We start from the raw sequence: 12,153 nt of genomic DNA on the forward strand, positions 1-12,153 counted from the left end.
TATTTTTTTAAAGGAATTGATCTACAAATGGTTCTACATCCTGTGGTTTCCATTGTCTATCTACCAATGGTTTTGAGGAACTGATAACTGGATGTAAGTCATTGAAGGTTGGTTTTCCTTCTTCTTTATAAAGGATTCCTAGAGGAATACCTTCATCGCCAAACTCGAAAGCTTTTTGTAAAGCTGCCATTTTATTGGTTGGATCATAGGATTCATCTAGTCTATAGCATCTGTCTTTATACCATTTAAAGGTATTAATCTTATTGAAGGTTACACAAGGTTGCATAATATCAATGATGGCATAACCTTTATGATTAATAGCAGCCTTTATAATTTCTTTTAGGCCTTCTTTGTCACCAGAGAAACCTCTTGCCACAAAAGTAGCACCTAAAGTAATGGCTAGTGCTAGAGGCTGCATAGGCTCAGATTGTACCCCTTCAAATTGCATGGAAGTCTTTTGACCTCTTGCTGTAGTAGGAGAACCTTGACCTTTTGTTAATCCATATATCTGATTATCGTGAACAAGCTGAGTCATGTCCACATTTCTTCTCATAGCGTGTAGTAGATGGTTTCCTCCTTCTCCATAAGCGTCACCATCTCCTCCGGTTATAATAACCTTTAAATCTTTGTTTGCCATTTTAATAGCTTGAGCAGGAGGTAAGGCTCTGCCGTGTAAGCCATTAAATACATTAGCTCTTATATAATGAGGAGTTTTTGCTGCCTGGCCTATACCAGAAACCATAACAATATCTTCAGGTTTTATTTCTAGTTCTGCCACTGCATTCTTTATGGCATCTAATATTCCAAAGTTACCACATCCAGGGCACCATGCATTTTCGTCATGAGATTCATATAATTTAAGATCTAACATCTTACAACACCTCGTTTCTAACTTTGCTGCATATTTCTTCAGCAATTATCTGTCTTCCATCATATTTCAAAATACTATGATCCATCTTAATGGCTGTTTCCATAGTAATAAGCTTTCCAAGTTGACCTGTATAGTTTTGTTCTACGTTAACAACTTTTTTAGCTATAGATTTATATTTATTAAGTTTTTGTACAGGTAGTGGATATAGGTCTCCAAAGCTTAAAGCACCTACACTTAACCCCTCATTATTCAGTATTTCTACAGCTTCTTTCATAGAACCATAAGTTGAACCCCAGCCTAATAGCAGGATTTCTGGATTTTCTACTCCAAAGTAATCTGGTTCTTGCATATCTTCTTTCATGAGAATAGCTTTTCTCATTCTCTTTTCCATCATAGCATTTCTTTCTTCAGCAGATTCGATGATATGACCTTCTTCGCTATGCTCATCACTATCCACAATGGATACTTGCCCTTTTGCCTTTCCAGGTATTAATCTTGGGGAAATTCCACTTTCTGTGATCTTGTATCTCTTGTATTCTTCACCCTCTGGAACTTCTCTTATAGCATAGTCTTCAATTTTTAAATTGCTTAAATCATATTTAGGAATAGTTATATTACTATCAGCTAAATATTGATCAGTTAAAAGCAATACTATAGTTTGATACTTTTCAGCTAAGTTTAGCGCTCTAAAAGTTTGATAGAAAGCATCTTCAGCATTTCTTACAGACATAACCATTCTTGGGAATTCACCATGAGAAGCTGTAAGCATAAAGCTTAAGTCACTTTGCTCAGTTCTAGTAGGCAATCCTGTAGCTGGTCCTGGTCTTTGCGAGTCTGCCACCACTAGAGGAATTTCTGCAATACCACCTAAACCTAAAGCTTCAACCATCAGTGAGAATCCACCGCCTGAGCTTCCTGTCATGGCTCTAACACCAGCATAAGAAGCACCAAGGGCCATATTTATGGCTGCTATTTCATCTTCAGCTTGCTCTACTACAATGCCTGCCTTTACTTGATTTTTTGCAAGGTATGTCATTATAGAAGTAGCTGGAGTCATAGGATAAGCAGAATAGTAAGAAACTCCACCTGCTAAGGCACCTAGGGCTATGGCGTTATTACCATTTATTAAAATGTGATTTTCATTGCTGCTGCTACCTATATTATGTTTAGTTTCCACTAAATCATAACCAGCAAGGAAAGCTTTTTTGTTAACCTCCTTTATAGCTTCTGAGAACTTAGGACTTATGAAAGAAAATTGTTCGTCATAAGTAATACCAAAGTATTTTACTACAGCACCTGCAGCAACCACACCTACTACTATAGGCATTTTAAGGTCTCGTGCTATTTGAAGAAGACCTAACTTAGAAACTCTGCTATCTTCACTTTTTAAAGCTTCATCAGCTATAATCTTTCCATCTTCCTTTAATCTTGGAAGGTGAATGTCTATGGTATTTTGATCCAAGGCAACAATAAGGTCAAGTTCATTACTATGGCTATGAATGGGCTCATCGCCAAATCTAACCTGAATGAAGCTGTGACCTCCTCTTACTCTAGACATTACATCTCTAGTGGAAAAAACATAAAACCCGCTTCTATTTAAGATTTTTTCTAAGGTAGTAGCAATGGTATCCATACCCTGTCCTGCTGAACCACCTATTAATATATTAAATTTCATTTAAAAACACCTCTATTCCAGATATTCATTCTGTTCATTACAACCATATTATATATTGAGAGATAATATTAGTCAATAATAATTATCAATTAATAATATATTTGTATTATCTACACAAAAGTTTATTATAATATAAGTAAAAATGATAGTAATTTTAACTAGTGTCCATATTATTAGCAAATACTAATTACATTAGAAAAACAATTCTTCAAAATTCCCTCCATATTCAATACCAGCAAATATTCCCGTATCCTCTAAAACTACTTTTTTCTCAGGAAAGCTTTTTAAAACTAAGTGGAGTTTTGAAGTTATACTTTCTTTTACAAAAGGTTGCATCTTATCACCCGTAGGACCGTGCAAAAGCAAAAACTCAGAAGAATTTGTGATAGATTCTAAGGTTAGTTCATACTCTTTATTAGTTGCTACTAATCGCACATCTCTAGCCGTTTTTATAGTGGTTAGCTTGCTTTTGTTTATGGTGGTAAATTTAATAAATTTGTTATTAAACTTTAAACCTATGAGAAATCCTCTAAAACTACTTATAGGAAAGGGAATATGTGCTATGGAGCAGGTTATGGAAATATCTTTACTGAAACAGTTACTCTGCATCCAAAACCAGGAATAAGGAAAATTTTCCCCCCAGTTTTTTTCAATATATATTTTACCTTTATTTAGTATGTATTTTTTGTCATTTATCTCTACTGCCCCAGAAACATATCCGTTCATAGCGCATACTTGACTATAGCACTCCATAAAAGATAAATAATTATAAAAACCCATGCTCCCTGGATTTATAGTACTATCCGGCCATTTCTCAATATGGTTGAAATTAACATCAACTTTTATTTTGCTGTTCTCATCTGTAAGGTCAAGTTTTAGTCCCTTTATAAAGAAAATATTTTTTCCTATGCTTATATTAAACTCAGATTTAGAGGCTCTAAAATCATCTTTTGAGAAGGTAAAATAGCTAAATTGTTTTTCAAAACCATTTACATATTGGATAAAAGAATGCCCTTCATGGCCTTTAATAATCCCAGGAATAAAAGCCATGGAAAGGTTATTCTCCATATCTGATATCTTAAAATACCAGCCTTCAAAGTAGTTTTCTTTTTTATTATCACCGTGATAAAGGTCAGGATTTAATATTTGTTTTATCATAAGTTCTCTCCTTAAAATCTTCTTCAAATATATAATAGCGCATAACTATAATATTATTCCTAATTTAGGGTAAATAATGTGTAAACAATTTCTTAAATGATGAGTTAATTTATAATTATATAATTAAATATTAATTTTGTGACTAATAATATTTATGTTATAATATGTTTAAAATTTTATAAGAGATGAGGTTATTGTATGAATGACTTTATGAGTATAATTTACATTATAATAAGTATAGTTGCTGTAGTAGTAGTTGGTATTTTTTTAATTCAGCTGTTGCCTGTTATACTTATAATCGTTTTAGCTTTTTGGATAGGTAAAAAGATATTTAAAACAAGTAGAAGCGAGAGTTTTAGAGAAAGACAGGATGATAATTCAAGCAATAGAAATGTAAACCAAAGTAATACGTATGATCAAAATGATTTAAGTAATAAAAAAGTTATAGATGTAGACTATGAAGAGGTGGATAAATAATCCATCTCTTAGTTTTATTTTAAAATAGAAAGTCCAGATATTACTGGACTTTTTCATCTTTCTAGTTAAGGTATATATGCATAAAATGCATAGCTTTAACCCTATAGGGTTTAATATAGGATACATTCCTTAGGTCATAAGTATGTTGAGATACTAAGGGGCTTCCGTTATTATAATCCGTCACTATGGTGGAATGAAATATGCGATTTTCATCATTTTCATAAAATATGATATCTCCAAGATCTAACATAGATGCAGCAGATAGTATATGGGCCTTTATACCTTTTGTATTTTCCATAGTATTCTTCATTATGTTCCAATATAAAGAATGTGCAATACTCCAACTTAATGACCAAGTATCATCCATGGCAGAGGATAAATTATTATGATTATACCACCAAGGATTATTATTATATACCATCTCAGCACCACCTGCTAGGAGGCATTGAGAAATAAAATTGGTGCAATCTCCTCCTGCATTTAAAGTGGAAGAAAAATACCTAAATTCTGGATTAGGAGACAAGGCGTATTTTAGTGCATATTGTACAGCTTTATTTCTATTATAGGGCATACTTAAAACCCTTACCCTTATTAGTATTATATATTCTATAATATGATGTTGAAAAAAAATAGTGAGATATTATTAATACTTAAATATTTGAAGGGAATTTATATTATAATATTTAATATCTTATTTTGATAAGGTAAAAACTTATGTTTTTATCTCCCCATCCTAAATCGAAGGGGACCCTATATCTATCTGTAGTATGGGAATTAATCAAGGGATAACCACGGCTATCAAAGCCTGTAACTATAGCAAAGTGATCAATATCGCTTCCTTTAGCATAACAAATTACATCTCCATAATCTAATCTGCTAAATATATTTTCACCACTTCCTTCTTTAGGGATAAAGTTCTTAAAGCTTCCTTTCTTAATAAGCTTCCCTTTGCCGGAATAAAAAAGATAGTTTTTAAAAGCGTCTGCATTTACCCAAGCAGGGCTACCTTCTGCCTGACCGTATTTTGAATAATTACAGTGCCATCCACCCTGTTGTTTCAATGCAGCACCTTCCTGTTTGTCTCCTAAACATTGAGATACATAATTAGTGCAGTTTCCACCAATACCGGTATAATTTTTATACTTTTTATTATATTTGGATGGGTTATTACTTGCCCAAACTATGCCGCAATATTTATCAGCATAATTAACCGCCTTTATTCTCCGTTGATTTTCAAAGGTGTTTTCTAAATTTAAAATATTGGGTTTTTCTAAAGGGGGTATTGAATAAATTTTTGAATATACTTCTGTAATATCTTTAATTTCAGCATTAAAACCTTTTAGTGCATCTTCAAAGCAGTCTGTATACCAGTCCCAATTGATTATCCATTTATTATTTATTTTAGCCAGTTCAATGCTATGAATAACTCCCACTCCAAAGGAGTTTATTTCAGCATTATCTTCGTTTTTATATAAATAATCAAATTTATAATATTCATTTAAAGACACCTTTGCACCGGTTTTATAAGGAGTTATTTTTCTATATTGAAGATCAGATACAATAGAAGTAAATTTAATATCTCTTTCATCAGACCATTTTTTTAAATATTTTATTCTTTTAACCTCATGCTCTAAAGCCCAGGTCCCAAATTTAGTATTATTATAATATTGAGGAAGTTCACTTATTTTACCCGTAATAAAGGTCTCATTTCTTTTATTATATATAGTTTCTATGGTGGCTTTTATATCTTCTATTTCAGTCTCTTCTAGGGCATTACAAGGGATATAACTAGTTAAAATTATCATTAGGAAAATAAAGATTGTAAATTTCATACCTTTCATATAATCACCTACAATATTAGTTCTCGTCCCTTTTAGTATTACAAATAAACTATAAAATTACACAAATAAATTTTTCCAAATATGAGCATGATACATAATAAAAGAAGTTTAATTTCAATTAAATTTAAAAAGCTATTTCATTTTAATAATGACTATTATATAATAAATACAAATGAAATTATGAGGTGATAGGATGAAACTAGCAATACAGTCAGAAAGACACTCAGAGATATTGATGGAAGTTATTCCGGTTTTTGAAGGAGGAAAGGTACTTCACGTTTGTAATAGCTGTGCAGCAAGAGTACAAAGATTTATTAAGTTTGGAAGATTTAACGCTTCTTTAGGAAGCACTTATAAGTTTACAAAAGAGAAGGATTTAGGACTTATTAAAGAAGAGATTTATGTAGGATTAGGTAAAGAAGAAGAGATCACTTCTGAAAGAATAAGAAAGGCTATAGCTAAAGCTATTAGAGAAGTTAAAAAATTAAATGTTGAAAAAGCAACAGTTAGATTTATTGACTTAGATAACATTTCTACAGAAGAAGTAGTTAAAGCTATTACTGAAGGAGTAGTTTTCGCAGACTATGAATTTAATAAATATAAAGAAGTAAAAGAAGATAAGGTTTGCCTAAATGAAGTAAGAATAGCATCTGTGGCTGAAGAAAAAGTAGCAGCAGCAGAAAAAGCTTTAGAAGAGGCTAAGGTTATTATAGATTCTACTATTGCAGCTAGAAATTTAGTAAACGAGCCAGCTAATGTTCTTATACCAGAAGAACTAGCTAAGAGAGCAGAAGATATGGGTAAGGAATATGGTTTCCAAGTAGAAGTTATGCACAAGGAGCAAATTGAAGCTTTAGGCATGGAAGCGTATCTTGCAGTGGCAAGAGGCTCTGTAAATGAACCTAAGCTCATAGTTATGCGCTATTTTGGAGATGAAGCAAACAAAGAAAATATCACTGGTCTTGTAGGTAAAGGTCTTACTTTTGATACAGGTGGATATTCACTTAAGCCTGCAGATTACATGTTACACATGAAAAATGACATGGGAGGAGCAGCAGCGGTTATAGGAGCTATGGCAGCTATTTCTAAAAACAAAGTCAAAGCCAATGTAGTAGCTGTAGTAGCTGCATGTGAAAATGTAATTTCTGGAGGGTCCTATAAGCCAGGAGATATAATAGGTTCTATGGGTGGAAAGCACATAGAGATTATAAATACAGATGCAGAGGGTAGATTAACTCTAGCAGATGCCGTTTATTATGCTGTGGAAAAGGAAGAAGTAACAAGAATAGTGGATGTAGCTACTTTAACTGGTGCTGCACTAATAGCTCTTGGTGATACCACTACAGCTGTAATAACAAATAACGATGAATTCTATAGCAAACTGCAAAAGGCTGCTGAAGCTTGTGGAGAAAAAGTGTGGCAGTTACCAGCTTTTGAAGAATATAAAGAATTAATAAAATCTTCAGTTGCTGACCTTAAAAATACAGGTGGAAGATATGCTGGTACTATTACAGCAGGATTATTTATTGGAGAGTTTGTAAAGAATACACCATGGTTACATTTAGATATCGCAGGCACAGCATGGGCTGATGCTGATAAGGATTATCTAACTAAAGGCGGTACTGGTGGTTCCGTAAGAACCCTTTATTACCTAGTTAAAAACAACTAAATATACTATATTATTTGGTCTGAGGATAAATTATTCTTCAGACCTTTTATTATAATAATTATAATTTTAAACACTAATAATATAAATAGGAGGTTGATTAAATGGAAGGTGAAAAAGATAAAAGCTATAAAAAGCCTTTGCAAGAAGAGGTTAAGAGAAAATTAAATCTTACTCAATATAAAGTTACTCAAGAAAATGCTACAGAAGCACCTTTTAATAATGAATTTTGGAATTATTTTGCTGAAGGCATATATGTAGATATAGTAACAGGAGAACCTTTATTTTCTTCACTGGATAAATTTGATTCCAGCTGTGGATGGCCATCTTTTACTAAGCCCTTAGAAAAGGAGAATATAAAAGAGAAAGCTGACTTTAGTTATAATATGCATAGGATAGAAGTGAGGAGCAAATACGGCGATTCCCATCTTGGTCACGTTTTTACAGATGGTCCATTAGAAAAAGGCGGGCTTAGATATTGTATAAATAGTGCTTCTTTAAGATTTATTGCAAGAGAAAACCTTGAAGAAGAGGGATATGGTGAGTACTTAAATATCTTCGATAAATAAAGGCAAGTTGTACCTTACTATTTTGTAATAAAGATTTTCATCTCCTTGTAAGAATAGAATTCTAAAATGTAAATAAGCAATTCATTACAAGGAGAGAATTAAATGAGAAAAATTTTAAGGACTTTTATAACCATTTTAATAATGATTTTAGGGATATTTGTGATATTGAAATATGTTCCTATGGGAGGATTTAAAGAAGCTAAAAAAGAAGTTAAAAATCCAAATAACATATTAGTTTTAGTAAATCGCAACTTTGTTTTAGCTGATAGCTATAAGCCTAAAGATTTAGTAATACCAAAGGTGGGATTTGCTGAAAATATTACCTCTGAAGAAAAGTATATGCGAAAAGAAGCTTCAAAAGCCTTAGAAAAGTTGTTTTCTAAAGCTAAACAGGAGAATAGTCAGCTATATTTAGTCTCAGGATTCAGATCTTACAACACTCAAAAACAGTTGTACGAAACACGAGCTAAACAAAATGGGAAGGCACAGGCAGATAAATATGTAGCTACTGCAGGAAATAGTGAACATCAAACGGGATTGGCTGCAGATATAACTAATAAACAAGGAAGTAAAGGCTCTTTAACTACAGACTTTGGACAAACTAAAGAAGGTAAATGGTTAAAGAACAACGCACATAAATATGGATTTATAGTGAGATATCCTTTAGGAAAAGAAAAGATAACTGGCTATAGCTATGAACCTTGGCACTTAAGATATGTGGGAAACAAAACCTCAAAAAATATATATGAAAAGGGAATTGTACTAGAAGAATTTGTTCAAAATGAAAAGAAAACTGCAGAAAATTAGCTTTCTGCAGTTTTTTGCTTATCCTTCGTAGGAGTCTAGCATCCAGATGTATTTATCGTATTTGGTTTTTAGTGAAATCATCATATCATTGGTAACATCATCTCCAGCTTCTTCTGATAGGTCAATAAGTTTTTTAAGTTGATCAGAGATATGTTTAAAATCAGCTTTTAAATCTGTAACAGATTGTTTGGTAGAAATAGGTTCGCTCTTTCTATCTTTTAAAGTAGCATTCTCAAGATAATCATTAGTATTAGCTAATGGCTTATAGCCCATGATAAGTAATCTTTCAGCTACTAAGTCATAGTCTTCAGATACTGCCATGTAGTATTCTTCGTATTGTTTATGAAGCTGGAAGAAACCAGGGCCTTCTATATACCAGTGATAATTATGAACTTTAGTATATAATATACCCATGTTAGAAACAAAAATATTTAATTCCTTTACTAATTTGTTTGAATCTTGTTTTGCCATATAAAAAACCTCCTTTAATTTCCCCATTACTGATTTATTGTTTATGAGTTATATTATAAATTATAATTAAAGAGTTTCTTTTAACTGAATTTAAATTTTTAGTTAAAAGCTATTCTTATTAAAGAGTTAATATTAAAATTAAAATAGTTGTAATTTAAAGAAAATTAAAGCGAATTCGTGTAAAGCTGAATTAATCATTTTAGATGCTTAATTTTCATTATAATTTCCATAAAAAAGTTTTGACAACGTATTCATAAGGGGATATAATTAAGGCATTGATTGGTTTTTAATATTATGCAAGCGATTGCATAAATAATAATTTATGGGGGGATAACCATGAACAAACGTTTAAAAGTTATGGCATCTGTTATGGCAGCATTAGTAGTATCCACTGCATTATTCGGATGTGCTAAAAAATCTGCTGAAGGAGGAAATGCACCTTCAGATAAAAAAGAAAGCAAAAAAATAGTGATTTGGTCTCACTTAAAGACTGAAGAGGTAAAAGAGGTAGAAAAATATGCTAAAGAGTGGGCGAAAAAAACTGGAAATACTGTAGAGGTTAAAGAAGATAAATCAGACTTCCAAGCATATTTACAAGCTGCTAACAGTTCTAAAGCTCCAGATGTTATGTTTGGACTTGCTCATGACAACTTAGGAACTTTCCAGAAAGCTAATCTTTTAGCTGAAGTTCCAGCAAATGTAATGGATGATGCTAAATTTGAAAAAAATGCTGTTAATGCAGTTACTATTGAAGGGAAGAAGTATGCAGTGCCAGTATTAATGGAAACCTATGCATTATTCTATAATACAGATAAGATTAAGGAAGCTCCAAAAACCTTAGATGACCTTGTTAAAGTAGGTAAGGAGCATGGTTTTAAATATGAAATAAATAACTTCTATTTCTCTTATGCATTTTTAGCAGCTAATGGTGGTTATGTATATAAATTTGATGGACAAAAATTTGACCCAGCAGATATCGGTTTAGGAAATGATGGTGCAGTTAAAGGTTATGACTACTTACAAAGTTTAGTTCAAACTCATAAGCTTATGCCTTCTGATATAAAGGGTGACTTAGCAAAAGGTGATTTCCAAGCTCAGAAAACTGGACTTTATATTTCTGGACCATGGGATGTTAATGGGTTAAAAGATGCTAAGGTTCCATTTGCTATAGCTCCACTACCAGGTGCTGATGGAAAACCAATGCCATCCTTTATGGGTGTGCAAGCAGCTTTTGTAAGCTCTAAATCAAAAAATCAAGCAGAAGCTTGGGATGCTGTAAAATATATATTAGAAAAATCAGAAAATACATTATTTAAAGTTGGTTATAGAATTCCTGCAACTAAAGCTGGACAAGAAAGCGCTGAATTTAAAAACGATAAATTCTTATCAGCTTTTGCAGAGCAAGCGAAATATGCTCAACCAATGCCAAACATTCCAGCAGTACAAGCAATGTGGACACCTGGAGAAAATAACTTAAAGTTATTAACTTCTGGAAAGCAAAATGGAAAACAAACTGGTGAAAATCTAGTTAAACAAGTTAAAGAAGGAATTGCACAACAGAAATAACTAATAAATAATAAAATAAGAAAAGTAAAAATGGAGGGAGTAATTTATTCCCTTCATTTTTTAAAAATATGAGAAGAGGTTAAAAATATTGGAAGGAGAAAATTGGAGGAAAAGTTATGGAATTAGTAAAAACAAAAAGAAGTCTTGGCAGCAAGGTAAAGCCTTATATTTATTTACTACCAGCCCTAGTAACAATAATTATTTTTACAATATTGCCTATAATCTATACAGTTTATATAGCTTTTACTAATTATAATTTAAATCATTTAGAAGATTACACTTTGGTAGGATTTGAAAATTTTAAAGAGGTTTTAGCAGGTCCATTTACTCAGGTGTTTTGGCCAGTATTTGGGTGGACCTTTGCTTTTGCACTATTATCTACCTTAGGGACTTTTATTGTAGGATTGATTATTGCGTTGATTCTTTCTAATAGCAATATGAAGGAAGCATTTTTATATAAAGCAATATTAATTATTCCTTGGGCACTTCCTGCTACTATTGCAGTTTTATCTTGGCAAGGTCTTTTTAATACTGATTATGGTGCTATAAATACCATACTTATGAATTTGCATGTTATAAAAGAACCCTTAGAATGGCTGACAAATCCTTGGTGGGCAAGGACTGCAATTATTATAGTAAATATATGGCTAGGATTCCCTTATATGATGAATGTAAGCATGGGTGCTATAGCTGCCATACCGGATACCTATTATGAGGCAGCAGAAATAGATGGAGCTAGTAAGTTAACTCAGTTTTGGAAGATTACGCTTCCATCTTTAGCATTAACTGCATATCCATTATTAATATCATCTTTTGCATTTAATTTTAATAACTTCAACTCAGCCTTCTTAATTACTGGTGGTGGACCAGCAAGGCTTACAACACAATTTGCAGGATTTACAGATATTCTAGCCTCCACTACTTATAAGTTAACTATTAACTTTAACAGATATGAGTTAGGTTCTGCACTGGGTATAATAATATTCTTAATTATAGGAACTATTTCTTATGTTCAAATGAAAATGTCAGGACAATTTAAGGAGGTGGAATAA

General features: G+C 32.2%; 12 protein-coding genes. 6 read left to right on the plus strand and 6 right to left on the minus strand.

Features of this window, described 5'->3' with window-relative positions:
- Positions 1-7 precede the first annotated feature (7 nt).
- The 3 genes from BUA82_RS00120 to BUA82_RS00130 all read right to left on the minus strand — a co-directional run bounded on the left by BUA82_RS00120 (position 8) and on the right by BUA82_RS00130 (position 3,704).
- Positions 8-871, minus strand: coding sequence for a 2-oxoacid:ferredoxin oxidoreductase subunit beta (locus tag BUA82_RS00120; protein WP_073003708.1), 864 nt, complete (start codon positions 869-871; stop codon positions 8-10).
- Position 872: 1 nt separating this feature from the next.
- Positions 873-2,546 (minus strand): 2-oxoacid:acceptor oxidoreductase subunit alpha, encoded by a 1,674-nt coding sequence (locus BUA82_RS00125; protein ID WP_073003709.1) that lies wholly within the window; start codon positions 2,544-2,546, stop codon positions 873-875.
- 192 nt (positions 2,547-2,738) lie between these two features.
- Complete coding sequence (locus BUA82_RS00130) at positions 2,739-3,704, minus strand: tocopherol cyclase family protein (protein WP_073003710.1); 966 nt, start codon at positions 3,702-3,704, stop codon at positions 2,739-2,741.
- A 198-nt stretch (positions 3,705-3,902) separates the two neighbouring features.
- On the opposite strand from BUA82_RS00130, the gene BUA82_RS00135 reads away from it, so the two are divergent.
- Positions 3,903-4,181, plus strand: a complete 279-nt coding sequence (locus tag BUA82_RS00135; RefSeq protein ID WP_073003711.1) for a hypothetical protein — start codon at positions 3,903-3,905, stop codon at positions 4,179-4,181.
- Between the two features lie 61 nt (positions 4,182-4,242).
- Here BUA82_RS00135 and BUA82_RS00140 read toward each other — a convergent pair whose 3' ends face one another.
- Entirely contained in the window at positions 4,243-4,752 is a 510-nt protein-coding gene (locus tag BUA82_RS00140) for an amidase domain-containing protein (protein WP_073003712.1), read from the minus strand.
- Between the two features lie 112 nt (positions 4,753-4,864).
- On the minus strand, positions 4,865-6,022 hold the full coding sequence (locus BUA82_RS00145; RefSeq protein ID WP_073003713.1) for an amidase domain-containing protein: 1,158 nt from the start codon (positions 6,020-6,022) through the stop codon (positions 4,865-4,867).
- Positions 6,023-6,215: 193 nt separating this feature from the next.
- Here BUA82_RS00145 and BUA82_RS00150 point away from each other — a divergent pair, with 193 nt between their 5' ends.
- From BUA82_RS00150 to BUA82_RS00160, 3 genes are all read left to right on the plus strand, one after another.
- A complete protein-coding gene (locus BUA82_RS00150) occupies positions 6,216-7,691 on the plus strand; it encodes a leucyl aminopeptidase (RefSeq protein WP_073003714.1) in 1,476 nt (491 codons plus the stop codon).
- Positions 7,692-7,792: 101 nt separating this feature from the next.
- A complete protein-coding gene (msrB, locus tag BUA82_RS00155; RefSeq protein ID WP_073003715.1) occupies positions 7,793-8,257 on the plus strand; it encodes a peptide-methionine (R)-S-oxide reductase MsrB in 465 nt (154 codons plus the stop codon).
- 102 nt (positions 8,258-8,359) lie between these two features.
- On the plus strand, positions 8,360-9,064 hold the full coding sequence (locus BUA82_RS00160) for a M15 family metallopeptidase (protein WP_073003716.1): 705 nt from the start codon (positions 8,360-8,362) through the stop codon (positions 9,062-9,064).
- Positions 9,065-9,082: 18 nt separating this feature from the next.
- Here BUA82_RS00160 and BUA82_RS00165 read toward each other — a convergent pair whose 3' ends face one another.
- On the minus strand, positions 9,083-9,535 hold the full coding sequence (locus BUA82_RS00165; protein ID WP_073003717.1) for a Dps family protein: 453 nt from the start codon (positions 9,533-9,535) through the stop codon (positions 9,083-9,085).
- A gap of 336 nt (positions 9,536-9,871) precedes the next feature.
- Here BUA82_RS00165 and BUA82_RS00170 point away from each other — a divergent pair, with 336 nt between their 5' ends.
- Both BUA82_RS00170 and BUA82_RS00175 read left to right on the plus strand, forming a co-directional pair.
- Positions 9,872-11,101 carry a sugar ABC transporter substrate-binding protein gene (locus BUA82_RS00170; RefSeq protein WP_073003718.1) on the plus strand — a complete coding sequence of 410 codons (1,230 nt, stop codon included), beginning with the start codon at positions 9,872-9,874 and terminating at the stop codon, positions 11,099-11,101.
- Between the two features lie 116 nt (positions 11,102-11,217).
- Positions 11,218-12,153, plus strand: coding sequence for a carbohydrate ABC transporter permease (locus tag BUA82_RS00175; protein WP_073003719.1), 936 nt, complete (start codon positions 11,218-11,220; stop codon positions 12,151-12,153).

The organism is Clostridium amylolyticum, from assembly GCF_900142075.1.
In the GTDB taxonomy this organism is placed as follows: domain Bacteria; phylum Bacillota; class Clostridia; order Clostridiales; family Clostridiaceae; genus Clostridium_AA; species Clostridium_AA amylolyticum.

What these genes read in the sequence shown, in the direction of transcription:
- BUA82_RS00125 (WP_073003709.1), bottom strand. Translation starts at nt 2,546, where the DNA reads ATGAAATTTAATATATTAATAGGTGGTTCAGCAGGACAGGGTATGGAT.
- BUA82_RS00160 (WP_073003716.1), top strand. Translation starts at nt 8,360, where the DNA reads ATGAGAAAAATTTTAAGGACTTTTATAACCATTTTAATAATGATTTTA.
- msrB (WP_073003715.1), top strand. Translation starts at nt 7,793, where the DNA reads ATGGAAGGTGAAAAAGATAAAAGCTATAAAAAGCCTTTGCAAGAAGAG.
- BUA82_RS00135 (WP_073003711.1), top strand. Translation starts at nt 3,903, where the DNA reads ATGAATGACTTTATGAGTATAATTTACATTATAATAAGTATAGTTGCT.
- BUA82_RS00175 (WP_073003719.1), top strand. Translation starts at nt 11,218, where the DNA reads ATGGAATTAGTAAAAACAAAAAGAAGTCTTGGCAGCAAGGTAAAGCCT.
- BUA82_RS00170 (WP_073003718.1), top strand. Translation starts at nt 9,872, where the DNA reads ATGAACAAACGTTTAAAAGTTATGGCATCTGTTATGGCAGCATTAGTA.
- BUA82_RS00140 (WP_073003712.1), bottom strand. Translation starts at nt 4,752, where the DNA reads ATGCCCTATAATAGAAATAAAGCTGTACAATATGCACTAAAATACGCC.
- BUA82_RS00120 (WP_073003708.1), bottom strand. Translation starts at nt 871, where the DNA reads ATGTTAGATCTTAAATTATATGAATCTCATGACGAAAATGCATGGTGC.
- BUA82_RS00165 (WP_073003717.1), bottom strand. Translation starts at nt 9,535, where the DNA reads ATGGCAAAACAAGATTCAAACAAATTAGTAAAGGAATTAAATATTTTT.
- BUA82_RS00150 (WP_073003714.1), top strand. Translation starts at nt 6,216, where the DNA reads ATGAAACTAGCAATACAGTCAGAAAGACACTCAGAGATATTGATGGAA.
- BUA82_RS00145 (WP_073003713.1), bottom strand. Translation starts at nt 6,022, where the DNA reads ATGAAAGGTATGAAATTTACAATCTTTATTTTCCTAATGATAATTTTA.
- BUA82_RS00130 (WP_073003710.1), bottom strand. Translation starts at nt 3,704, where the DNA reads ATGATAAAACAAATATTAAATCCTGACCTTTATCACGGTGATAATAAA.